This window comes from Thiorhodovibrio winogradskyi (genome assembly GCF_036208045.1).
In the GTDB taxonomy this organism is placed as follows: Bacteria; Pseudomonadota; Gammaproteobacteria; order Chromatiales; family Chromatiaceae; genus Thiorhodovibrio; species Thiorhodovibrio winogradskyi.
Genome location: NZ_CP121472.1, coordinates 5,454,332 through 5,478,625, shown reverse-complemented (window position 1 = coordinate 5,478,625; position 24,294 = coordinate 5,454,332). Strand labels below are relative to the sequence as shown.

The window sequence follows — 24,294 nt, the reverse complement described above, 5'->3', positions numbered from 1 at the left end:
TTTTGAACTCCCAAACACTTCAATAATAAAGAATAACCAGGGTTATTTCCGCGGAAAGAATCATTAAACTAGTCCGTGGAAAGAACGCTAGAGCGGAGACCGTGGGCAGTGAACCATCAGTCTAGACCTTAGATAGTCAGTTATCCACAAGTCCGCCAAGATTTTGAACGATACTAGGAAGCGAAAATGATTGTCTATAGAGTTTTAGAACCGCTTACAAGTCGCCTCATGAATCGACGAGATTGCATTTTTACTTGATTTCCATCGTGAAATTCAAGTACTCAATGTCCAGATTAAAAAAAAAATACAGTGAAAAACTTCTGGATCTTGACTGTGGCCCTTGATCTTGCTATGATTGGAAGTCTTTTTGGGCACTTTTGATCTTGACACAAGTTGTATCCCTGACCTTTTCCATCTCCGAGGCAGGTGATTTCTCTTGTTGTTAGTGCAACTCCTTGATATAGAAACCAGTCAGGTAGGAGTTTGACAGTTAGATTAGTCAGGAGTCGCCTGAACATCCTTATGTTATTCAAGCCCGGAGTTTTCTATCATGAAACAGACCTTTAAACCTAGTCGCCTCAAGCGAGCTCGCACACATGGTTTTCGAGCGCGCAGAGCAACCAGAAATGGCCGCAAGGTTTTGCAGTCGCGACGTGCCAAAGGCCGGCTGCATTTGATTCCACGTTAACCTTCCACTTGTTTATCGGTTTGTCAGCGCTTTCCATGACAGGGTAATGCACACTGGGTCACAAACTGGGACCAAATGTTTTACCAGGCACCAACGTTTGCTTAAATCCGAAGAGTTGCAACGCGTATTTGCTACTGGCAGGCGCTCTGCAGACTCTTGTTTCACAGTTCTTGCAGCTGTTCGGGACGACGTTGATTCTCAAGAAGAACAACAACATCGGCTAGGACTTGCAATCTCAAAAAAAGCCGCTCCCCGAGCCGTTGATAGAAATCGGATTAAGCGTATTGTTCGCGAGTCATTTCGGCTGATTAATATCAGATGGAGAAACCGAAGCATCGATTTCATCGTGATGACCACACGATCGGCGACTCAGAAAGACAATCCGATCCTATTCGATTCTTTGCACCGTCATTGGCAAAAACTCTGGTCCGACAGCCATCAACACTAATTGTCACTACAATGCGTGGATTGATTCGCGCTTATCAACTGTGTTTAAGCCCAATGCTCGGCCCACACTGCCGCTTCCACCCAAGTTGTTCGGAGTACGCACGCACCTCACTTGAGTTGCATGGCCCGATCCTTGGGCTCGGCCTCGCTATTCGTCGAATTCTCAGGTGCCAGCCTTGGGGTTCCAGCGGCTTCGATCCAGTTCCTAGTAAAAAAACTCAAGGATCCAATGGATAATATCCGATTAATATTGATTCTAGCATTCGCCGGGATCCTATTCATGATCTATTCCGCTTGGGTTGATGATTATGGTGCATTGACACCATCTCCTGAGCAGTTTAACGCTATGAATCAATTTGAGACTGCCGAAGAAACGGGTGAGAAGCCTAGCTTACCCGATGATGCACCAGCAGTTGCTCCGACGCCTGAACAAGGTGATCCATGGTCTAAGGATTCACCTATATCTCAATTGGAGCCAGTTCGGGTGGAAACCGACGTACTAAAGGCAGAAATATCGCCCCAAGGTGGAACGATAGAAAATCTTTGGTTACTCAATTACTCGGTGACCGCTGAAAAGCCAGAAGTTAAATTTCAGCTTCTGAAGGCTGAAGCGCCAAATATGTTCATTGTTCAATCGGGTCTTCTAGGTCAACCGCAATCAGAGTTCCCAACGCACGAAACTCATTTTACTCCTGAAGCTAAACATTACCAACTAGAGACAGGGCAAGATGAGTTGATTGTAACCTTGCGTTGGCGGGGAGACAGCGGAATAGAAGTGGTAAAAACTTATAGTTTCACCCGTGGCGAATATTTAATCGAGGTTTCGCAGGAAATTTACAATCCCACTGATACAGTGTTGAATCTTCGAGGTTATCAACAGCTTCAACGCACTGAATTAAATGATCCACATAAAACAAAATTTGTAGCAACTTATACTGGCGGGGTTTATTACGGTCCGGAAATTAAATACAAAAAAGAAGATTTCAAGGAGATGGTCAAACATCCGCTTGACACCAAGATCACTGGTGGCTGGATAGCTATGATCCAACATTATTTTCTAGGCGCTTGGATTCCCCCGGCAGACATGCCTCAGACCTTCTATACAAAAGTTATCGCAAAGGACAGTCCTGAACCACGCTATATTATTGGACAGTATTCAAGTGCAATTGCTGTCGCGCCAGGTGATCGTTATATCTTTCAGGACAAACTCTTTGTTGGGCCGAAATTGCCTGATCAACTCTCACGTGTTGCCCCTGGTCTACAACTCGCTGTCGATTATGGTTGGTTGACAATCCTGGCTGAGCCCATTCATTGGCTGTTGTCATGGATCTATAAACTGGTCGGCAACTGGGGTTGGTCCATTATATTGTTGACAATCCTAATTAAAGCAGCTTTTTACAAGCTCTCTGAAACAAGTTATAAATCTATGGCTCACATGCGCAAACTGACTCCACGCATGAAGGCTTTGAAAGATCGCTATGGCGATGACAAGGAACGTCTAAACCAGGCGATGATGGAGCTTTATAAAAAGGAAAAGATCAATCCGCTTGGCGGTTGTTTGCCAATCCTGATCCAGATTCCTGTCTTCATTGCGCTTTATTGGGTGTTACTGGAGAGTGTGGAATTACGTCATGCACCCTTTATCTTTTGGCTCGACAATCTGACTTCGCCGGATCCTTACTACATTCTGCCACTTATCATGGGTGTGTCCATGTTTGTGCAGCAGAAACTTAACCCGCCACCACCGGATCCGATGCAGGAAAAGATCATGCTATCTTTACCTGTTGTTTTTACGGTTTTCTTTGCCTTTTTCCCCTCCGGTTTAGTGCTTTATTGGACGGTCAACAACCTTCTTTCAATTGCTCAGCAGTGGTATATCACCCGCAGTATTGAGAAGCAGGAGCATCGGAAGGCGAGCTAGACCCGGTGTGAGCAGTTTGAGGGAGCTCAGATGAATATATTAGTGGCTAGTTAGGGAAAACCTAACAAGGTTGGCACTGATGTGTTTCGTGATAAAGCGTTTCCTGTGATGCAATCGGCGACAAAAGCCCAGTTTGACACCATTGCAGCGGTCGCAACCGCTCCAGGTCGTGGTGGTATAGGTGTGATCCGAATTTCTGGGTCAATAGTAAAGTTGATAGGTAAATCAATTCTTCAGCGTTCATTGCCACCACGCCAGGCGATCCTTGGGAATTTTCTGGATGATAGCGGGGAGACAATCGATCAAGGAATTGGCCTTTTTTTCCCGTCACCCGCCTCGTACACCGGCGAAGACGTTCTAGAACTTCAGGCCCACGGTAGCCCGGTCGTACTTGATTTGCTCCTCAAACGGGTAATCAGTTTAGGAGCGCGGCTTGCCTGTCCCGGAGAGTTTACTGAGCGTGCATTTCATAACGGCAAACTTGATTTAACTCAGGCAGAAGCTGTCGCTGATTTGATTGCAAGTAACAATCAAATGCAGGCGAAGTTAGCGAGACGAACCTTGCAGGGTGCGTTTGCGTCTTCGGTTTCTGACTTACAGGCATTGTTAACCCGTCAACGAGTTTTAATTGAGGCTGGGCTTGACTTTTCCGATGAAGACCTTGAGCCAACAGATATTGAGGCAGTCGACAAGGGCATTGTGTCGATTATTCAAAGAATTGATCAGTTATCTCACGTCGCTTCCCAAGGTGAACGCGTTCGTGACGGAATGACGGTTGTCATTGTGGGTCCACCAAACTCTGGGAAGTCAAGCCTGTTGAATCAAATCTCCGGTCAGCAGTCAGCGATCGTAACACCTATAGCTGGTACGACCCGTGATTTAGTTCGTGCGGATATTCAACTGGATGGGATGCCGCTTCATGTGATCGATACCGCAGGCATCAGAAACAGCTGCGATTTTATTGAGCAAGAAGGAATACGACGTGCCCTAGAAGAAACTCAGATAGCTGATTTGGTGCTTTGGGTCTATGACGGAATGCTTGGTCGACCAGAGGCAGTTGATTTGCAAAGGATTCTCGCTACCACAGCAATCACATTAGTACGAAATAAAATTGATTTGCTCGCTGAACAGCCAAATGTTCAAGAGGTTAGACATTCTGGAGCTCTAATGCACGAGCTTTCGATCTCGGCAAAGACTGGACTTGGGCTCGGACAACTGAAAGAGCACATTAAAAAATGTTCGGGGTACGAGATGATGGTCGAGGGTGCCTTCATGGCTCGACGTCGTCATCTTGTTTGTTTAGAACAGACACGAAACTATTTGGTGGCCGCGAAGAAGAGCCTCTCTGTCGGGGAGCCAGCTGAAATTCTTGCCGAGGATTTACGTGAAGCGCAAATGGCCTTAAGTCGAATTACCGGTGATGTTAGTTCGGACGATTTGTTGGGAGAGATTTTTTCTAGTTTCTGTATTGGCAAATAGTTGCGGAGCAGACGCAAGCTTGGGATATTGGGTAAAACCGCGGTTGTTCAAAGTAACAATTCTTTACTACTTGGAAAACACATGGGCGCACCTGGCTTGCTCTGATTGATGCTATTAGCCTGTTTAAAATCCTCAGTCGTGTTGAGATTGATAAAAGCAAGCCTGTTGTCAGAAAAATCAGCGACTGCAGTGCTATGACGGTTTAGCCAGGCTCCAAGCCGGCGCTCGCCTGATGCTAAATAGGCCTGTAGATCTTCTAACAGAGATCGCGACAGCATCGCGTAGGTAAAGTGAGTTTGATGGCCATCGGAGGCGACTGCTGCAGGTACCTTTTCTGTCTCAATGGTATTGGCCAGTCTTATAGCTAAATTAAAGGGCACATATGGACCATCACAGGGTACCATTAGGATCCAGGGAGTTCTCGAGCATTCAAGGCCACGGGATAGCCCGGCAAGAGGGCCTGCGTGATCTGGGATGTCATCGAACAACAGGGGCCAACCAAATCGGTGATACTCTGGGACACATCGATTTGCACTGATCAGCACTGTGCCAACCTGAGGCTTAAGGCGTTCAATAACCCAGTGCACCAAAGGCTGGCCCTGGTAGTCCATTAAGCCCTTGTCGCGACCATGGATACGTTGACCACGGCCTCCGGCAAGAATTAGGCCCGTAATGTCAGAACGCTTTATCAATGGCGAACCAGAGTCTTAGATGCAGAGAAATCTTTGTATTCTGTGGTGGGAGAATTACCTCTAGGGGACGTGCGTCACAGGCATCATCTCAGTGTCACAGTTTCCGCCTACGCGAGTCGTTTTCGAAACCGCTGCTTCTTTGCAAGTTTCCCCGCGTTCTTTAATACGGCAGGTTATCGCGAGAGGCTTGCCAGCACTTAACCAACTCGGAATTGTCCGATAGCGATTGATCTTGGTAAATTGGCAGGTGGGTGAAACCCCATAAGGCGTGCAGCGGTGACCGGATTTCAGACTGACTTTTCGGGCATCGACGATGAAACCGGGATAGTTGTCGATAACCCGTAACTTGTCACCCTCGGGCGTGTGATCAAAGCGGAATTCTTTGAATAGGTAGCCCTTACTGACAGCTTGTCCTACTTCGATCCGGGTATTCGCAATGAGCGCAAATTGACCATTGTTCTCGGCGACTGCTCCGCTCATATATTCAATGCGGTCCTTTTGCGGAAAACATTTCTGCATCGCAGGCGGATGGTAATAATGGCGCATTTCCTTTAGGTCGGATAGGGTGTTATCAGGAAAGACTTGCGACAGATCTTGATCGCTACCGAAAAGAATGCGCTCGGCATCGCCGACGCTTTGCTGATGCATTAGTTGGATTCGGCGGTAGTCTTCGTGCGTCGCCAGGTCAGAGCGTAAATAGCAAGCGGTGAGCCCGGAAATCTGAGTCAAATAAGCATCCCAGATGTTGTATTGCGAAGGCTCCGAGGCCGCGCCCTGGAAGTCACCGGGGAAGCGACAACCTCGCCCTTTGAGGCACTGCCCAAGCGCGCGATTGCGAATAGACAGGACCACGACGTTTCTCTCACAGGCGCCATAGGCGCTACAGCCACGGTCGAGATGTCCTTCGTATATGGCTGTGCGCATGCTGTAGTCGAGATGTTTGGCTCGCGCGAGTTGTTGCGCGTCTCCCGCCTTGCTCTCGCGTGAAATAAAGTCATCCCAGGCGCGTGCGAGGCGCTCGCGTCGGCCGAGCAGTCCAATTCCGACTCCCGCACACTCGTCGGAATTATGAAATTTCCGCACCCATAAATCCAGCTCCGACATCCGTGCCTGCTTGTCGAGTTGCAGTTTTGCCGAGGTGGTGCGTGGCGGGTCAAAATAAGGCGCTTTGGTTAAGGCGTACAGGTGGCGGATGTTCAGAACATGACGGACATCCGGTGGACAGTGGTGGTTGGCTACTTTAAGTGAGTTTTGACGTGATATGGCTTGCTTGAACTTTTCCGTGGCTTCAGGGCCAGCTTTGGCGGAATTAACAATGATTTCAAAACCAACATAGGGAGTTCCCTTGGCATCCGTGAGGGCTTGACCATTGCGGACCACTAAACAAGGAACGACCGAGGTTCCCTGGGACAGGTAACCGGCAACGGCGCCAGGTCCGGAGGGACCGATCTGATAGTAGGGTACCCGTATTGGACCATTGAATTGATAGAGCGTCATCACAGGGGTTGCGGGAATTTCCGCCAGCACTATCAATGGTGATACGAGGAAGGCGCACACCAGGCCAAGGACGATGGCTGTGCGCACCATGTGCCTTTGGGGCTGTATCGCGGAGAGTACCGCAGAGATGCTGGAGGTATGAAGACCATGGTTTTGGGGATTGGACTTAGTCGTTTGATCCCACCAAGGACGACGTGCAGGCGACATAGAATGCTCCGCGCTCGATAAGGGCCCTTAAAGCCCAATTGTCCCCCAAATTTAGGCAGATCGTCGAGAGCGAATTGGTCGCCTGCCGGCGGTGCCTTATTTTGACACCCCCGGCGACCACCGACTCGACTAAAAGGCTCTTCGAATAAGGTTCAAGGGTTTGAAGCGCGGCAATCATTAGAGTTCAAGCTGGACTCGCAATTTTTTCATCGCGTTTTTCTCGATCTGGCGTATACGCTCGGCCGATACACCGAACTGTAGGGCTAAATCGTGCAATGTTTGCTTTTTTTCCGAGAGCCAACGTTCTCGCAAAATGGTCTTGCTACGTTCGTCCAGCGCAGAAACAGCTGTAAGCAATCGCTCCCGTTCGTAGGTATCTGAATCCTCGCGCTCTAGCAGGCTGGCTGGCTCCATGCGCATGTCGGGCAGATAGGTGGAAGGCGCCGAGGGTGAATCGTCATCGTCATCCTCGTAACCGTCAAAGGCTGCATCATGACTGGAAAGGCGCGATTCCATCTCAAGCACTGTCTCTGGCTTGACGCCAAGATCAGCAGCCACGTCATCCACTTCCTGTTTGGTGAACCAACCCAGGCGCTTTTTTGAGCTGCGTAGGTTGAAGAACAATTTTCGCTGGGCCTTGGTGGTGGCAACCTTCACAATGCGCCAGTTGCGCAAGATGTACTCGTGAATTTCAGCGCGAATCCAGTGGACGGCGAATGAGACCAGTCGTACACCAATGTCAGGCTCAAAGCGCCTTACGGCTTTCATCAACCCGACGGTGCCTTCCTGAATCAAGTCAGGCAGCGGCAAGCCGTAGCCCATGTAGCCTCTGGCAATGCGGATAACAAAACGCAGGTGGGAAAGCACCAGGCGGCGCGCAGCGTCCATGTCGCCATGGTCCCGCAGGCGCTCAGCTAGACTGCGTTCTTCTTCGAGGGTGAGGACAGGAATCTGGTAGGCGCTACTGATGTATGAGTCTATGGTTCCTGTCGACAGAGAGTTACGGGGAGTGACGTTTTGGCTCATGATGGCAATACCCTAGTAAATTTATCAGGATTTAAGTCTAGCATCGGCACAACGCGATTGACAATAGCTGCGTCGGGGTTTTTCGATGCTATTTTTGCCTGCGAAGTTCCCTCGGATCGCCTGAATCTGCCCGCAACCGCAGCTCGATAGTCCGATGCGTTAGCGAATGACAGAAACCTAGTCTCTTGCGCCCAAGCAACCACAAACCACCATGGCTTGATGGAACGCCGGTGGTGATGCTTGAGACCGAAATATTTGGCCCGACTTGCGATCCAACATTGTCAATGACGCGGAAGATCGCTATCGTCCCCTGCGGACACTTGGCGAGATTTGACCATGCGGTGGAACTCAGCGAGCATTGCGCCTGGGCCCGAACAAGCGAAACAGACAAAGACCGGAATTGATGCACGACCTGCAAGGTTCGCAACCTGCCGCCGCAAACGGCCAAGCTCCGCATGGGCCGAGTCTTCATGCCTTGGCGGATGCGCTGACCGATCCCGCGTTGCTATTCGACTCCCAGGGGAATCTCATCTGTGCCAATCAAGCGGCTCGCCAAGGCTTACAACGCCTTGATGTGCCACTGAATGGCCACAAACCCGACTTCCTCGATACCTTTTCGGATGTGCGTGATGGGACACCTCTGCAGGCGGCCAAGTCACCTCTTAATCGTGCACTCAATGGCGAGACGCTTGCCGCGCAGCGCCTTTACTTCAGGACCAGAGCGGCTGGTGTTTGCGTCGCCATTGACCTGACGGCGAGACCGCTCTGGGAAGATGGAGCCGACAAGCCATCTGGTGCCCTATTGAAATGGAGCTCCATCATCACGGAATCAGGCAGTCAGGTGGAGTTGCGAACTGGCCATCAATCCAACACTCGCGACACGCCTGCCCTAGAGTCATCGGAGCTGGGGGATGATGGCTTTGTAGATAGACAGTTTGATACAGGGCTGCGCCGCGAGCGTGATCAGCTTCGTTCCGCGCTTGATAATCTGCCCGCGATTTTGTTCACAGTTGACAGATTTGGTCATTTTGGCATCTGCAATCAGCAACTCTGCGAGGTTAGCGGTTACACAGGCGAGGATCTCTGGCACATGACATTGCTCGATCTCTTCAGCGGCCGCTCCCGCGAAGAGCTTGCACGAGCCATGGACACAGCCTTCGATACACAACAGGGCTTCGATCTAGATCTGCCTCTCATTAGCAATACCGGTGAGCAGATTCCTATTACCCTGTACACTACCGTAGGGACGCAAGAATCAGTCAGATCCCAAGAGAAGGATTTGTTACTCACGGGTATCGCGCTGGATGTAAGCCACATTCGCGAGGCCTTGCGCGCGTCAGCGATCAGTGAAGAGCGGCTGAACCGCAGCCAAGCCTTCGCCAATATCGGTCTTTGGGACTGGAATTTGCGTACCGATGAGGTCTACTGGTCCGACCGGGTCGCTGAACTCATCGGCTCGACAAACTCGCGGATGCAATTTGGCTTTCAGGAGTTCTTGGCTGCCGCGCACCCACTTGACCGGGCACGCCTGGCCAACTCGATCGAGAACTGTGTTAGCGGTACAGACATTCTTGACGAGGAATTTCGTATTCAGCGTCCCGATGGCAACGAGCGCTGGATGTTGGCTCGCGCCAACTTAATCTACGATGACCAGGCCACTCCGGTGCGTATGCTTGGTGTCATTCAAGACATCACTCCTTTAAAGCATGCGGAATTTATCGAAAAGCGCGCGCGCGAGCAGGTGCAGTCCGTCATTGACTCATTGGAAGCGCGCATTTGCGTGCTTGACCAAAGGGGCGAAATCATTTCAGTGAATCGCTCCTGGCAACGTCATCCCTACCGTGATCCAGTGCGTGACAAGAGCCTTGCCTCTGGCGGCAACTATCTTGCGTTTTGCGATGCGCTAGCCGAAAACGGTCGCAAAGACATGGCACGTCTGGGCGAGGCCGTGCGCTCGGTACTGGATGCCTGCACCAGCTCCGCTGAAACAGAAGTGGCCTTTCTCCAAGGCGAGCGTGAGGAGATCCATCTCGTTCGGGTCACGCCGCTGCGTGGTTCCAGTGAAGAACATCCACGTGTTGTCATCAATCATCTTGACGTCACCAAACGACGGGAAATCGAACAAGATTTGCGCCAGGCGAAAGATGAAGCGGAGCAGGCGAGCCGCGCTAAGTCTGAATTCCTGTCCCTGATGAGCCACGAACTGCGTACTCCCATGAACGCGGTGCTCGGTTTCGCGCAACTACTAGAGCAGGATGATGATCTTAATGAGGATCAACTCGAGAGTATTGGCGAGATCCTCAAAGCCGGCAAACACCTGCTGCACCTAATCAACGAAGTGCTCGATCTTGCTCGGATCGAGTCAGGGCGTGTAGAGCTTACCTTGGAACCAGTCGTTCTTGACGACTTGGTGAATGAGTGCCTGCCCCTGATCGAAGCCAACGCACGTCAACACCAAATCCGTGTCGAGCGTGACTTGCTCAGCCAAATTACTGTCCTGGCTGATCGGGTGCGCTTGAAACAAATCCTGATCAACCTGCTGTCCAACGCCGTTAAGTACAACGTTCCAAGCGGACTTGTGCGCGTTAGTGCAAGGCGTGGCAATAACACTCGTGTTCGTATCGAGGTCATGGACAGCGGACTTGGCATTGCGGAAAAAGATATCTCGAATCTTTTCAGTCCGTTCACCAGGTTGGAGCGCGACACTCACCGGGAGGGCACAGGGATCGGTCTTGCGGTCTGCCGTCGCTTGGTTGAGGCCATGGGGGGAACCATCGGTGCAACCAGCAAACTCGGACAGGGCAGCTGCTTTTGGCTCGAGATTGAAGCGGCTACCTTGAACGATGCCTTGAGTGTAGACGACCAATCAGAGCACAAGGCAAGCAATTGGCCAAAATGGCCCTCCCGCGCGCGAAGAATTTTGCAAATCGAGGATAATCCCTCCAATCTCAGGCTCATGGAGCGTATCCTAATGCGCTACCCGCAGCTGCACTCAATGAGTGCCAACAATGGACAGCAAGGGCTCGAGCAGGCCAGGCAGAAACAGCCTGATTTGATTTTGCTCGATATACACATGGCCGGGATGAACGGCTACCAGCTGCTGGAGGCGCTGCGAGCGGATAGGCGTACCGCAAATATTCCCGTAATCGCGGTTACAGCCAATGCCACTGATGATGACATCAAGCGCGGCATGGAGGCGGGTTTTGATGCTTACCTGACCAAGCCAGTCGATATCCGCGATCTTGCCGAGACCGTCTGTCGGGTCATGGGTGAGGCTGACCCTTTGTTTTTACCTAACTGAAATTCGTTTTTTTCCGAAAGGCCATATCCAATTGCTCATGCGCGTGAGATAGGTTCCAGCGCGATTCTGCTATCCTGAGGTAACCAACATCCTGGTTGTCATGCGGAGTGTTCCAAGTGAGGAAGTGCTTGTCCAGTCCGTCCGAGGGATCAGAAATGACGGCAACCGATCACAGGTTCAGGCCATCCGATCAGAACGCGGGCACGGGCACCTGGACCTTGGTTGCGCCAGTCTTTGATCAGCGTCGACAGCGCAGTGGTCTGTGGTTGGAAATCGCATCCACCCCGGATCAGGCGGGTTCCCTGTTGACTCTGCTCGTGGAGCGCTTGCAGGAACATCCACCCGAATGGCTTTTTTTGGTGGATACAACCAAGAGCCTGGCGCACTACTTGCCCCTGGACCTAAACTGCGATCAGATGTTGGTGCGCTCGCTTGCCAAGGATACGGAGACGACCTCCTTGAATGACTCTGTGTTGCTTGGAATTCGCGGCACGCGCGCTGAGCTTGCTCGGGTGAGCAATGCCGACTGGCATATTGTGACTGACCCCGTTGGTCCGGTTTCTACCAAGCCAGCGCTGGCCGATGGTTTGGCTGGTTGGCAGCAGTGTCAAGCGCTGGCGGATCTTGGCTGGACCGCTTTCATGATGACTGGCAACCAGGGCGCCAACAAAAAGCAGCACAAGGCCGATCAAATTGCCCTGACTCGCCTGCTGGCCCTGGTCACCAGCGACGCCGATACCGACGAACTCGAATCTCTGTTCAAATCCCAGCCCAGGCTCGCGTTCGATCTGCTCAATCTGGTCAATTCTCCGGCCCTGAATTTGCGCACGCCGGCAACCAACTTCCGTCACGCGATTACCCTGCTTGGGCGCCGCCAGTTGCAGCGCTGGCTGCAGTTGTTGATGTTTACCCGCCAGACCATCAAAGGCGAGGTGAACATCCTGCTCTGGCACTCAGCGTTGCGCGGGCGGTTAATGGAACTGTTGGCCCAACATCTGAGCTGGCCCGCCGAGTTGAGCGATCAGGCATTCATGGTTGGCATTTTCTCCTTGCTCGATGTGCTAATGAATGACCAGCTCGAGAATCTGCTGACACCACTCGCCTTGCCCGAGAGCATTCTGACGGCGCTGCTCGGACAGCAGGGGCCTTTGGGTGATCTCTTGGCTCTCGCCAGTGCCATTGAACAGCGCAAGACCTCCCAAGTAGGTACTTTGTCACAAAGGTATCACCTTGATGCCGTTACACTCCTTCAGCTACAACTCGATAGCCTGTTCTGGGTCGAGTCCTTTTCATCGCCACCTGGCAACTGAAGGCCAATGTCTGCCGGGATGAGCTTTCTTGCGAATTGATTGATCTGCCGTAGCGCCGGTCCTCCCCGAATCGGCGCCAGCTCCGGCAAGGATGAAATCATGACCGAATGCCTGGCGGTACCCATTGGCGACACCGACTCTCGGCTGCGTTGGTTCGCTGACCAACTGCAAGCCGTGATCGCGCCAAATCAGTTTTGGCTTGGGTTGCGGAGAACCAATGTCGATGGACCAGAAAAAAGTGAGCCAGAAATAATTCAGCCAGAAAAAACCGTACGAGAAAAAAACCTACCAGAACAGCCACCCGACTGGTACGTCGCCGCTGCCGCAGCGGGCCATGCCTGGCAGTTCTCAACTGTCGGTGGCGACGCGCTGATCCTCGCTCTTGCCGAGCCTCCCGCCTCTATGATCAAGGCCTTGCTCTTGCCGGCCATGGCGCTGCTGGCAAATCAGCTTGACGGCCATGAGCGAGGTAGCTCCACTTGCTGCCAAGAAGTAAAGCAGCATCGGCGGATGCTGGATGCGATCACAAGCTCCGTCATTGGCATGGACCTTGATGGTTACATCACCAATTGGAACCGCGGAGCCGAACAGATGTTCGGTTACTCCAAAGAGGAAGCTATTGGCCGTCATGTGCTCTTTCTCTATGCCGATGGTGATGAGGACGACAGCCTGCTCGCGGAGGCATACGACAGCGGTAGCAGCAGAGAAATGTTGGTGCGGCGCAAACGCAGGGATGGATCGGTATTCTGGGCCAGCATCCATCTGTCGCTGCTGGTGAATGAAGACGGCGAGCCCGATGGCCTGCTCGGCTACCTGATCGATGCCACCGAACGCATTCGCGCGGAAGAAAAACTTCGCCTGCAGTCGGCTATTTTTGAGTACAGCGAAGAAGCCATCATGGTCACCAACGCCGGCGGGCGCATCGTGTCGGTCAACCGCGCCTTTGCGCGACTGTTTGGCATATCAGCCGACCAACTCATCGGGCGGGAGCATGATTTTCTCTACTGCCGCCGTTACGACAAGGAATTCTGGAACAGGCTGCGCGACGAAGCTAGCCGAGAAGACCACTGGTTCGGCGAGATTCGCTGCAGTCGCGATGGTGAGACCATCCTGCCCTGCTGGTTGTCCTTCAGCGCGGTGCGCAACAAGGAGGGTCAGCTGACCCACTTCATCGCGCTGCTGATGGATGTCTCCGAGCGCCAGGAGGCCAAGGAGAAGATCTACCAACTGGCCAATTTCGACACCCTCACCGGGCTGCCCAACCGCTCCATGCTGCGCATTCTGCTCACCCAGGCGCTTGAGGAAGCCAAGCGGATGGGTACCTATGGTGCCCTAATGCTAGTGGACATCGATCGCTTCAAGCGTATCAACGACGGCCTCGGCGTCGCTGCCGGCGATGAGCTCCTGATGCAGATTGCCGGGCGTATCCGCAGCGGCTTGCGCGCTGAGGACGTCGTCGCCCGTTGTGGGCCGGATGAATTCGTCATCGCGCTGTTCGACATTAGCGAGCGCGAGCATGCCAGCATTGTTGCGGACAAGGTGCTGCGCGCGCTGAAAGAGCCCTTTATTCTAGAGCGCGCGGGTGGCCAGCAGGCCGAGCCGACAGAAGAAACGCTGAGCATCAGCGCCAGTATTGGCGTGGCCGTTTTTCCAGATGACGGCACCGATGCCGACAGCCTGCTGCGCCATGCCAGTATTGCCATGCGGCGGTTGCGCCAGACGCCCGACTCCGAACACGGCTATCTGTTCTTCGCCGCCGATATGAACCAACGCGCGCGCGAGCGCCACCACCTTGAAGAAGACCTGCGCGACGCTCTGCGTCGCGGCGAGCTGTTGCTGTACTTCCAGCCCCAGTTCGAGCTCGCTACCGGCACCATGCAGGCGGCCGAGGTGCTGCTGCGCTGGCAGCACCGCGAGCATGGCATGATCTCACCGGCCAAATTCATTCCAGTGGCCGAGGAGACCGGCCTGATCCACGAAATCGGCGACTGGGTGCTGGAAACCGCTTGTGCCACCCTGCATGACTGGCTTGGGCGCGGCATCCCGCCGTTGCGTCTGGCGGTTAATCTGTCGGCCCGGCAGTTGCGCCCCAAACTTCTCGTCCGGGTGCTTGAGTTGGTCAGCCAGTATCAGCTGCCGGTCCACTTACTCGAACTCGAAATCACTGAATCCCTGCTGATCCAGGACGATGCCAAGGCGCTGCAGCTGCTCGAATCCCTGCGCGCGGCCGGTTTTTCTATCGGGCTCGACGATTTCGGCACTGGCTACTCGGCCCTGAGCTATCTGCGCCGGCTCCCCATCGATACTCTCAAGATCGACCGCTCCTTCGTCTGCGATTTACCCGGCGGTGAACAGGAATCGGCCCTGGTGCTCTCCATCCTCCGCCTGGCACAGACCCACGGCCTTTCGGTCGTGGCCGAGGGGGTCGAAAACCAAGCCCAGCTTGACTTCCTCCGCCAGCACGGCTGTCCCGCGGTGCAGGGTTTTCTGCTCGCGCGCCCCATGCCGTTGCAATCCCTTGAGCCCATGCTAACCGCCCAACAGCTCGGAGCGGCTTCAGCCCAACCATCCAATTGACCCGCATCGTCAGCTAAACTGGCCCGGGCAACCGGTACAACCAGGGAGCAATCGCCATGGCCCTTGCCCAAAGCGACCTGCTCGATGAAATGCTCAAGCGTCACGACCAGCAATTCGTCACCTTGGACGGCTTTATCGGCAGCGGGACTGGTCCGGTTATTGTCGCCATGCGATATTTCCAGCCGGCACTCAGTCCTCATGCTGTGGCAGCCAGTTCCCGCTCCAAGCGCCGCTCACGCTCGCTGGGGGATTCGGTGCCGCGCGCCAGCAGATCATAGGCCACCGGCACCACAAAAAGAGTGAACAGCGTTGCCGCCACCACGCCGAATAGAATCACAGTGCCAATCACCGCGCGCGTCTCGGCTCCGGCCCCGCTGCTTAGCAGCAAGGGCACTGATCCCGCCGCTGTGGTGATGCCCGTCATCACGATCGGGCGCAGGCGCACCGCTGCCGCCTCGCTCAGGGCGGCGCGAAATTCCTGCCCTTGATCGCGCAACTGATTGGCGAACTCGACAATCAGAATGCCATTTTTCGCCGATAAGCCCACCAGCATGATGAGCCCGATTTGGCTGTAGATATTCAAGGTTTGTCCGGTGATCCACAACCCAAACAGGGCCCCGGCCATGGCCAGGGGGACTGTGAGCATGATGACCAGCGGATGCACCCAGCTCTCGAACTGGGCCGCCAGCACCAGGTAGACCACCGCGACGCCGAGAAAAAACACAAACAGAATGCCGCCGCCTGATTGCCGAAAATCCGCTGACTGGCCCTTGTAGTCCACCACCACCTGATCTGGTAGATGCTCGGTGACCAGATTGTCGAGATAGGAGAGCGCCTCACCGAGCGACAAGCTGTCAGCCAGATTGGCCTCAATGGTGATGGCGCGGACTCTGTTGTAGCGGTTCAACTCATTGGAATCGGCCGATTCGATCACCCGCACGAGATTGGATAGGGGCACCAGTTGGCCGCTGCGCGTCGAGCGCACATAGAGATTCTCCAGACTGCCTGGCGTGCGCTGGGCATCACGCTCGCCCTCGAGGATCAGATCGTATTCCTCGCCCGCGTCGATGTAGGTGGTGACCCGGCGCGAGCCGAGCATGGTTTCCAGAGTTCGCCCGATGGTGTCGATGCGAATGCCGAGATCGGCGGCGCGGTCGTAGTCGATCTCGACGCGCAGCTGCGGCTTGGTTTCCTTATAGTCCCAGTCCAGGCCGACCAGTCCGGGGTTGTTCTGCTCGATCTTCTCGATCAGGATATCGCGCCACTCGGCCAGCTGTTCATAAGTGCCACCGCCAATCACAAATTGCACGGGTTTCTGGATGCGCTGGCCAAAGCCGCTGCGCATCACCGGAAAGGCGCGTACCCCCGGTAGATCCGCCAAGGTCGCGCGCACCTCGTCGATAATCACCCAGCTTGAGCGACGCTTGTCGAAGCTGTTCATCACCATGACGACAATGCCGGTGTTGAAGGCATCACCGCCACCGAAGCCGCGCGGGGTGCGCATCAGCACCCGGATCGCCTCGCCGGACTCCGCATAGGGCAGTAGCCTGCGCTCGATCTCGTCCATGTAATCTTCCATGTAGCTGAAGGTGGCGCCCTCTGGCCCATTGACCATGACGAAGAAGGCCCCGCGATCTTCCTTGGGTGAATACTCTTGCGGGATGTGCGTCAGCAGCCACCAGGCGAGCCCAATGGTGACCAGAAAAAGGACGGCGATCATCCACTTCTGGCGCAGAAAGAAGCCAAGCAGCCGGGCATAGCCGATCCGCACGCGCTCGAACAGCCAGTCAACCCCGGCGCTCAGGCGCGCGGCGCCACGCTTGGAATCCGGCCCCTGCCCGGGATGTTGCGGAAGAATCAGCGACGCCAGCATGGGCGAGAGCGACAGCGCGACGAAGGTGGAGAAGACCACGGCGGCAGAGATGGTGATGGCAAACTCCGAGAACAGCCGCCCAATGTCCCCGCGCAGAAAGACTATGGGCATAAAGACCGCGAGCAGCACCACCGTGGTGGCGATGACCGCGAAGCCCACCTGCCGGGTGCCGCGGAAGGCCGCGACCAGGCGGCTCTCGCCCAAGTCCTCCATGCGCCGGTGAATGTTCTCGAGCACCACAATGGCATCGTCCACCACCAGGCCGATGGCCAGTACCAGCGCGAGAAGGGTGAGAATGTTGACCGAAAAGCCCAATGCCAGCAGCACGCTGAAGGTGGCAATCAGCGATACAGGCACGGTCACCGCCGGCACCAGCATGGCGCGCGCGCTGCCCAGAAAGAGAAAAATCACCAGCACCACCAGCCCAATGGCGATGGCGAGGGTTTTATACACCTCTTTAATAGCATCCTTGATGAAGATCGAAGTGTCATAGCTCTGCTTCAGCTCCATTCCCTCGGGCAGAGTGGGATTGAGCCGGTCGCGCTCGGCCTTGGCCCGATCAGCCACCGCGACCGTATTGGCGGTGGATTGCTTGATGATGCCAAGCCCCACCATGGGCACGCCATTGCCGCGAAATGCCGTGCGGTTTTCCTCGGTGCCCCGCTCGACCCGAGCCACGTCGCCCAAACGCACCAGATAGCCGTCCGCGCCACGGTCGATGACTAGGCGAGCGAATTCCTCGGGCGTGCGGAAATTGCGTTCGGTGCGCACACTGAATTGCCTGTCGAGCGACTCCACGCTGCCAGCCGGAAGTTCAACGTTCTCGGCCCGCAACGAGGACTCGACATCCGCCACCGTCAGTCCGCGCGCGGCCAGTGCATTACGATCCAGCCACACGCGCATGGCATAGGTCTGCTGACCACCGACCCGCACTCGCGCGACGCCGTCGAGCACAGAGAAGCGGTCGACCAGATAACGTCGGGCATAGTCGGTCAGCTCGGGCACAGTCATGCGGTCGCTGACCAAATTCAGCCACATGATGACATCGTCGTTGCTATCGACCTTCTGGATGTCAGGTGGCTCGGCTTCCACTGGGAGTTGATCGAGCACCCCGGACACCCGGTCGCGGATGTCGTTGGCCGCGCCGTCGATGTCGCGGCCAATGGCGAATTCAATAGTGATGCGCGAGCGCCCATCCTCGGAGCTAGAGGCAATGCTCTCGATGCCCTCGATACCAGCGATACGGTCTTCAATCAGCTGGGTGATGCGTGTCTCCACCACGTTGGCCGAGGCACCGGGATAGACGGTGTCAATGGACACCACCGGTGGGTCGATGTCCGGAAACTCTCGTAGTGGCAGGCGGTCGAAGGACACCAGCCCAAAAGCCACCAACAGCAGCGACATGACAGTCGCCAGCACCGGGCGGCGGACGGAGAGATCGGACAGCATCATGGCGTGGTGGCTCCGTCGCGCCCGCCGTCCCTCTTGTCCGAGGCCAGCATCTCTTTGAGCGACCGGCTGCCGTCATCCACGGCAATAATCTGGACCGGCGCGTCCGGCTTGACCTTCTGCAGACCATGGGTGACCACCCGGTCACCAGCGCTCAGGCCCGACAGAATCTCGGCCTCCCCCGGCCGCCGGGCGCCGATGGTGACCTGGCGTTTTGCGACCCTGGGCTCATCGCCAGCCACCACAAAGACGAAATGCTCATCGCCGCGATGCAGCAGGGCGGATTCGGGCACCATCAGCGCCTGGCGCGGATTGCGCAGCAGATCCACCGTCATCAACTGTCCCGGGCGCAACAGCCGCTCGTCGTTGTCGATGAGCGCGCGTACCTGCACCGAGCGGGTGACCGAATCAACCCGGCTGTCGATGCTGCCGATGGTCCCCTCGAATACCTTATCCGGAAAGGCGCGGGTGCGTGCCTCGACCGCCACGCCAGGCGCCAGGGATCCGAGAAAGACACTCGGAACAGCAAAGTCGAGCTTCAGGCGCGCATCATCATCCAGGGTGGTGATCACATCCCCAGGCTGCACCAGGGCGCCCAGGCTGATGTTACGCAAACCAACCACGCCGTCGAAGGGCGCCTTGATCAGCCGATCATTCAGGCGCGATTCGATCGCCGCCAGGGAGGCGCGCGCGGTATGCAGATCCCGCCTGCGCTCATCGAGCAGCGAGGCCGAGGCCGAGCCGCTCGCCTCCAGCGACTTGACGCGTTCATACTGGCGTTCAGCCTCGCCCATGCGCGCGCTGATTTCCTCGAGCTGTGCGTGTTCCTCGACGCTGACCATCTCGACCAGCAAATCCCCGCTCTTGACCCGATCACCGTCGTCGAAATGGATGGCCGAGATGGTATCGGTCGCATTGGCGGTGATGACCACTGACTCGCGTGCCTTGAGCGTGCCCAGTGCCTCGATGCGGTCAGCCAGTGGTGCTGCTTGCACCTCGGCCACAATGACGCCGGGCTTCGCCCCCTCTGGGCCCTGGGCCAACACTGACAAGCCGAGGAGACAGAAACCCATCCCTAGCGCAAGGAAAAATCGCATCCAGGAAACTCCTTCATCATGGCAAGCATGAACAGATAATCAGGCCAAGGCGCACCGATCCCAAGCAAAACAAGTTTCAAGCAATGCGTCAGTCGCATCCTTGCCAGTGTTGGCCTGGGCGGCGGCGCCCCAATGTCACAGCCGAACCAACAGTGACTGACTCCAAAATGCCCATGCCAAATATCTTGCTCGTCGACAACGGCTCCAAACGTGCCGATGCCACCCTCTCCTTGCGCGAGTTGGCCACCAGGCTCCAAGCGCGCGCGGCTGACCCAGTTGAACCTGTGTCGCTGCTGCACTCGGACGCGATTCCGCCGCATCAGCTCAACGACCAGCCGGCGCGAACCTTGGCACCCTATCTGCGTCGCCAGCTCGAATCCGGTCAGCGCGATTTCCTGATTGTGCCGCTTTTTTTTGGCGCCAGCCGAGCCTTGACGAGCTTCATCCCGGAAACCGCCGCCGCATTGCGTCGAGACTTCGATGACTTCAGGCTGCGCATTGCCCCCCCATTGTGCCCGCTCCCTCGGGGTGAGCCGCGCTTGGTCGAGATTCTTGTCGACAATCTGGCGCAATGTCGCTTACAAGCATCGCGTTCGCCCGAACATGTCTTTTTGGTCGATCATGGCTCGCCAATCGCGCGAGTGACCGCCGTGCGCAACTGGCTTGCTAAACAGCTTGTCCGGCGTCTTGGTGATCGGGTGGGATTAACAGAGGCGGCGATGGAACGCCGACCGGGTAGGGAATACGACTTCAATGGCCCTCTGCTCAGTGACGCTCTTGCCACCCATGCGCGGGCGCATCCGCGAGCAAGAGTCGCCGTGGCGATGCAGTTTCTTGCCGCTGGCCGTCATGCTGGCCCCGACGGGGATGTGGTGACGATCTGCCGGGACATCGAAGCCCGCCACCCCGGGTTCAGCATCAGTCTGTCGCCCTTGATGAGCACGCATCCGCTGTTGATTGACATCCTCATTGACCGGATGCATGCCGAGCACAGGGACGGCAATGATTCAGCGTGACATGCTGATTTGGGGCCACGGCGGAGCGATTACCTCCCTTGCTGATCAGGAGTGGTTAGCGTTTTGGCCCAAGCAGTAGCCAAAGAATGAAGCCCAGCACTGGCAGCAGCAGAATGAGAACCACCCAGAGCACTTTGCCCAGGGTGCCCGCACTGCTTTGTACCGTCTTGATGATGGCATAGATGTCCAGAATGAGCAGCAGTAAACCGAAAAACCCGGTGACTTGAAGGTCGATCATGTGAATCCCCCAGTGTTCCCCGCACTCTTGGCGGAACTCGAAATGCAAGCGTTGGATCAACCCAGCATGCTTTGCGCAAGCGGGCGGAATTTCAGAGTGTAGAACATCTCGAGGTAGCGTGAGGTTTCGGCGCGCTCAAGGTCAGTCACATATTTCCAGAAACCGTAGACCCGCGAGAGTGTCATCATGCGCTCGGCATAGCGGCGCCAGGTGTAGCGTTCTTGCACGCGCGCGATGGCGGCGTCGGAAAAAGCCTGCCAATGTTTGGGCTTGTTGGCGCAAGTGTCGAAGAACTCGAGAATGAGCGCGGCGGCCTGGTCGCCATGATTGGGGTCAATGTGAAAGCCTGACTGGCCGTGCTCGATGATCTCGGATGGGCCGCCATAACAGGTTGCGAAAGTGGGCAGACCGCAGCTCATGGCCTCGATAACCGTGAGTCCGAAGGCCTCGAACAGGGCCGGCTGCACGAAGGCGCCCCGGCGATCGGCGATACAGCGGTAGAACTCGCCAGCCATAAATTTGTCGAGATGAACCCCGAGCCAGCGCACCTGCCCGTCAAGGCCGTGAGTGTTCATCAGATAATGCATGTAGTCGATCTGTTCACGCTCTTCGCTGTCGCCCGAGGCATTGCCGTCGACATGGCCCGCGACAACGACTAGGTTGACACGATCACGCAGTTCTGGTGCGCGGGCGTACCAATCGACCAGGCCGCCAATGTTTTTGATGCGGTCCAGGCGCGCCATGGAGAACAGCAGGGGTTTGTCGCGGTCTTGCAATTGACCCCTGGATTGCCCTTGCACGGGTTCACCGAAAAGGAGCTGCTCGATTTCCCCGTGCAGATGGCTCAGCCGGCGGTCGGTCTCGGTGAAGGGAAAATAGATCTCCTCGTCGGCACCAGGGGAGACGATGTTGAACTTGGGATCATAAACATCCACCCCGGCGACCACGCGATAGAGGCCGGGCATGGTGAAATTCATGTAGCTTTCGTACTGTCCCAGGCTGTCGTCGGTGCCGGCAATCTCCTGATAGGTACTGGTGATGATAAAATCCGCTGTGTTCATCGCGATCAGGTCCGCGGTGAACTGACAGGAGAAATGGTAGCGATCCTCGTTATCGCGCCAGTAAAGATCGGAGAAGAGATACTTGGTTTTCTCCAATGCATGGGCGATGTTGCACTGGCTGACCCCAAGTCGCCGCGACATCAAGGAGGCTACTAAATTACCGTCGGAGTAGTTGCCAATGATTAGGTCAGGGCGGTCGCCAAGCTCTGCTAGCAACTCTGTTTCGGCATCCAGCGCGAAGCGCTCCAGAAAGGGCCAAAGATGAAAGCGTGAGATCCAGTGTGGCAGCACATCACCGTTGTCGCTGCGGAAGGGTACGCGCAGAATACGAGCGTTTTGGGTGCCAGCGATTGGCTCGATACGCTGATCCGAGGTGGTGCCCTCGGATTCTGGAATCAGCCGGGTGATGACGATGACCTCGGGCTCGATATCGATGCCCTGCTCGGCGAGGCGGGCGCGCATCTCACGCTCAAGCGCGCGCACCTGATCGAGGATATAGACCACCTGCCCGCCAGTGTCCGGCCGCCCGAGCACATTGGATTGGCCAAACCAACCATGCGGCGACAGAATGGCAATGGAGAAGATCATCGGGATGCGGCCGAGGAATTCCTCGATCGTCTGGGGCGAGGGCGCTTCCAAAATATCCAGCAACAGCCCCATGGTGTTGCGCACCCGCGCAGCGTCACAGCCCCAGCCGGGCTCGAAGCCTAGCGGGCGCAATTCCGGGGCTAGCTCTTCATAAGGGATGCTGGCCGCGCGCCGCCGAAGTGGCAGCAGAGCCTGGCGCAACGCATTGCGCAGACCAGCCACATCGGCGATGCTGTCATTAAGCATGAGCACCTGACCGCGATGACTGTGCATGCGCAAAAAATTCAGCAAACGGCGGTCGCCTTTGCCAAGTTCCTCGAACAATCGGCTCGACAAGCGCCGGTTGAGAAACTCCACGCCACGCCCGATGGAGCCCTCCTCGCGCAGTTTGAACTGGTCGCGATAGAAGGGGGACATGTCGATTTCCAATCCCCAGGGTTCTTCATGGCCACCGGTGGCGGTGCGCTCCTTGAACATGAGGTACTCAGCCACGTTGACCGCCTGTGCGTCCATGGTCTCGATATGCAGGCGCACAAACTCCCAGCGCGCGACGCGTCGGCGTAGTGCAAGGTAGATCCAGGACGGTGTCAGGGTGACTTCCTGACACTGCGCGAGCGCCCGAGCCAGCACCGTGGAGCTCAGATCCGGGTCGTCCTGGCACAGGTGCGCCAGCGCATCAATGACATCGCTGTGCAGCAGGAAAGGCCGTTGTAGCCCGATCAACCAGTGAAAAACACGATGGGTCTGATTGCGCTGCTCGCGCACGAAGGCAATAAACTCCGGCACCAGGGAGCCAGTGGATTGCTCGTTGCGTTGTTCGAGAAATAACTCGCTCATGGTGCAATCCATTGTTCGCTGAAAGACCGATAAAAGGTCGGTTCACGGCTGGTGGCGCCGCGTTGCCCGACAATGGCGGAGGCGAAAGCCTGCGCGCGCTCAAGCGTTAGTTGCAGGGGCCAGCCGCGCAGCAGGCCGAGGATGAGCACCGAGGAAAAGCCATCTCCGGCGCCAACGGCATCGACAAAACGTTCCACCCGGGGTGGGCCGAGTCGCAAGCACTCGCCGCTTGCGGTGACGGCCAGCGCACCCTCGGCACCGAGTGTGATGAAGGCGGTACTCAGGCCATTGCTGTCGATGAGAGCGCGTGCGCGCGCTTCGAGTGAATCACCTGGGGGGGCCAGAATCGCCAGTTCATCGGCATTGAGCTTGATGTAGGTCGCGCCATCGATCAGTGTCGCAACCTGCTCGGTTGTCCACCAGGGTGCGCGCAGGTTGACATCGACGAAGACGCTCGGCTCGCCGTTGTCTCGCAATTGCCGCAAGGCCGCGGCGGAAACGCAATGACGGGCAGCTAGGGTGCCGTGATATAGCAGGGTGCCGGGTGCCACCTTGGGGACAGCTGTGGCGTCGATGAAGTCGTAGGCACGCTCGGAGAGGATATCGTAGCTCGGCTCGCCCTGTCGCAGGCTGACCTCCACGGTGCCGGTTGGATGCCTATCATCCTGTTGCACCAGGGAAGTGTCCATGTCCTGCTCGGCCATGGCAGCGAGAATGCGCGTACCCAATGAGTCCCGGCCGACACGACTGATCAAGCGTGGCGGTTGGACCCGCCTAGGTCCTGGCGCTTGGGCGAAGGCGTGCAGATGCCAGGCAACATTGAAGGGCGCGCCTCCCAGCACCTCGGTCACCTGTCCACTGGCCTCATCGGTAAAGCGGTCGAACAGGACTTCGCCAAAGATGATTGGTCGCTGTAAGGTCTCGGGTGTCATCATATCCATGCCTGCGCGGTTGTTGCCCCGACCCAATTGTGGCCCAGTGGATGGGGCA

General features: G+C 56.0%; 18 protein-coding genes. 9 read left to right on the top strand and 9 right to left on the bottom strand.

The genetic code is table 11. From position 1 onward, the window contains the following. The first annotated feature begins 550 nt into the window (after window positions 1-550). The 5 genes from rpmH to mnmE all read left to right on the top strand — a co-directional run bounded on the left by rpmH (window position 551) and on the right by mnmE (window position 4,535). Entirely contained in the window at window positions 551-688 is a 138-nt protein-coding gene (rpmH, locus tag Thiowin_RS25110; protein ID WP_328985707.1) for a 50S ribosomal protein L34, read from the top strand. Between the two features lie 46 nt (window positions 689-734). Continuing rightward, window positions 735-1,136 (top strand): ribonuclease P protein component, encoded by a 402-nt coding sequence (gene rnpA, locus Thiowin_RS25105; protein WP_328985706.1) that lies wholly within the window; start codon window positions 735-737, stop codon window positions 1,134-1,136. An 11-nt stretch (window positions 1,137-1,147) separates the two neighbouring features. Beyond that, entirely contained in the window at window positions 1,148-1,372 is a 225-nt protein-coding gene (gene yidD / locus Thiowin_RS25100; RefSeq protein ID WP_328985705.1) for a membrane protein insertion efficiency factor YidD, read from the top strand. Further along, entirely contained in the window at window positions 1,365-3,056 is a 1,692-nt protein-coding gene (gene yidC, locus Thiowin_RS25095; RefSeq protein ID WP_328985704.1) for a membrane protein insertase YidC, read from the top strand. The genes yidD and yidC overlap by 8 nt, the downstream gene beginning before the upstream one ends. 81 nt (window positions 3,057-3,137) lie before the next feature. Beyond that, window positions 3,138-4,535 carry a tRNA uridine-5-carboxymethylaminomethyl(34) synthesis GTPase MnmE gene (mnmE, locus tag Thiowin_RS25090; RefSeq protein ID WP_456243446.1) on the top strand — a complete coding sequence of 466 codons (1,398 nt, stop codon included), beginning with the start codon at window positions 3,138-3,140 and terminating at the stop codon, window positions 4,533-4,535. A 47-nt stretch (window positions 4,536-4,582) separates the two neighbouring features. Here mnmE and mobA read toward each other — a convergent pair whose 3' ends face one another. The 4 genes from mobA to Thiowin_RS25070 all read right to left on the bottom strand — a co-directional run bounded on the left by mobA (window position 4,583) and on the right by Thiowin_RS25070 (window position 9,047). Then, complete coding sequence (gene mobA, locus Thiowin_RS25085) at window positions 4,583-5,227, bottom strand: molybdenum cofactor guanylyltransferase MobA (RefSeq protein WP_328985703.1); 645 nt, start codon at window positions 5,225-5,227, stop codon at window positions 4,583-4,585. Window positions 5,228-5,287: 60 nt separating this feature from the next. Then, a complete protein-coding gene (locus tag Thiowin_RS25080; RefSeq protein ID WP_328985702.1) occupies window positions 5,288-6,814 on the bottom strand; it encodes a hypothetical protein in 1,527 nt (508 codons plus the stop codon). 294 nt (window positions 6,815-7,108) lie between these two features. Continuing rightward, window positions 7,109-7,957 (bottom strand): RNA polymerase sigma factor RpoH, encoded by an 849-nt coding sequence (gene rpoH, locus Thiowin_RS25075; RefSeq protein ID WP_328985701.1) that lies wholly within the window; start codon window positions 7,955-7,957, stop codon window positions 7,109-7,111. Window positions 7,958-8,852: 895 nt separating this feature from the next. After that, the gene (locus Thiowin_RS25070; RefSeq protein ID WP_328988202.1) at window positions 8,853-9,047 is read right to left on the bottom strand and encodes a hypothetical protein; all 195 of its coding nucleotides are present in this window, start codon (window positions 9,045-9,047) and stop codon (window positions 8,853-8,855) included. On the opposite strand from Thiowin_RS25070, the gene Thiowin_RS25065 reads away from it, so the two are divergent. The 3 genes from Thiowin_RS25065 (at window position 8,958) to Thiowin_RS25055 (ending at window position 15,145) form a co-directional block, all read left to right on the top strand. Continuing rightward, window positions 8,958-11,258 carry an ATP-binding protein gene (locus tag Thiowin_RS25065; RefSeq protein ID WP_328988167.1) on the top strand — a complete coding sequence of 767 codons (2,301 nt, stop codon included), beginning with the start codon at window positions 8,958-8,960 and terminating at the stop codon, window positions 11,256-11,258. The two genes, Thiowin_RS25070 and Thiowin_RS25065, sit on opposite strands and share 90 nt — an antisense overlap. Before the next feature lie 155 nt (window positions 11,259-11,413). After that, window positions 11,414-12,568, top strand: a complete 1,155-nt coding sequence (locus tag Thiowin_RS25060; RefSeq protein ID WP_328985700.1) for an EAL and HDOD domain-containing protein — start codon at window positions 11,414-11,416, stop codon at window positions 12,566-12,568. 99 nt (window positions 12,569-12,667) lie between these two features. Beyond that, the gene (locus Thiowin_RS25055; protein WP_328985699.1) at window positions 12,668-15,145 is read left to right on the top strand and encodes a putative bifunctional diguanylate cyclase/phosphodiesterase; all 2,478 of its coding nucleotides are present in this window, start codon (window positions 12,668-12,670) and stop codon (window positions 15,143-15,145) included. Window positions 15,146-15,341: 196 nt separating this feature from the next. Here Thiowin_RS25055 and Thiowin_RS25050 read toward each other — a convergent pair whose 3' ends face one another. Further along, complete coding sequence (locus Thiowin_RS25050; RefSeq protein ID WP_328985698.1) at window positions 15,342-18,470, bottom strand: efflux RND transporter permease subunit; 3,129 nt, start codon at window positions 18,468-18,470, stop codon at window positions 15,342-15,344. Further along, complete coding sequence (locus Thiowin_RS25045; protein WP_328985697.1) at window positions 18,467-19,564, bottom strand: efflux RND transporter periplasmic adaptor subunit; 1,098 nt, start codon at window positions 19,562-19,564, stop codon at window positions 18,467-18,469. The genes Thiowin_RS25050 and Thiowin_RS25045 overlap by 4 nt, the downstream gene beginning before the upstream one ends. A gap of 173 nt (window positions 19,565-19,737) precedes the next feature. Between Thiowin_RS25045 and Thiowin_RS25040 the strand changes: the two genes are divergently transcribed. Continuing rightward, complete coding sequence (locus Thiowin_RS25040) at window positions 19,738-20,580, top strand: sirohydrochlorin chelatase (RefSeq protein WP_328985696.1); 843 nt, start codon at window positions 19,738-19,740, stop codon at window positions 20,578-20,580. 55 nt (window positions 20,581-20,635) lie between these two features. On the opposite strand, the gene Thiowin_RS25035 is transcribed toward Thiowin_RS25040, so the two are convergent. Genes Thiowin_RS25035 through Thiowin_RS25025 form a run of 3 tightly spaced genes read right to left on the bottom strand, consistent with a single transcriptional unit; the run spans window position 20,636 to window position 24,239 of the window. Continuing rightward, window positions 20,636-20,818 carry a PLDc N-terminal domain-containing protein gene (locus Thiowin_RS25035; protein WP_408034137.1) on the bottom strand — a complete coding sequence of 61 codons (183 nt, stop codon included), beginning with the start codon at window positions 20,816-20,818 and terminating at the stop codon, window positions 20,636-20,638. Between the two features lie 56 nt (window positions 20,819-20,874). Then, entirely contained in the window at window positions 20,875-23,304 is a 2,430-nt protein-coding gene (locus tag Thiowin_RS25030; protein WP_328985695.1) for a sucrose synthase, read from the bottom strand. Then, window positions 23,301-24,239, bottom strand: coding sequence for a PfkB family carbohydrate kinase (locus tag Thiowin_RS25025; protein ID WP_328985694.1), 939 nt, complete (start codon window positions 24,237-24,239; stop codon window positions 23,301-23,303). Before Thiowin_RS25025 ends, Thiowin_RS25030 begins: the two co-directional genes overlap by 4 nt. Window positions 24,240-24,294 lie beyond the last annotated feature (55 nt).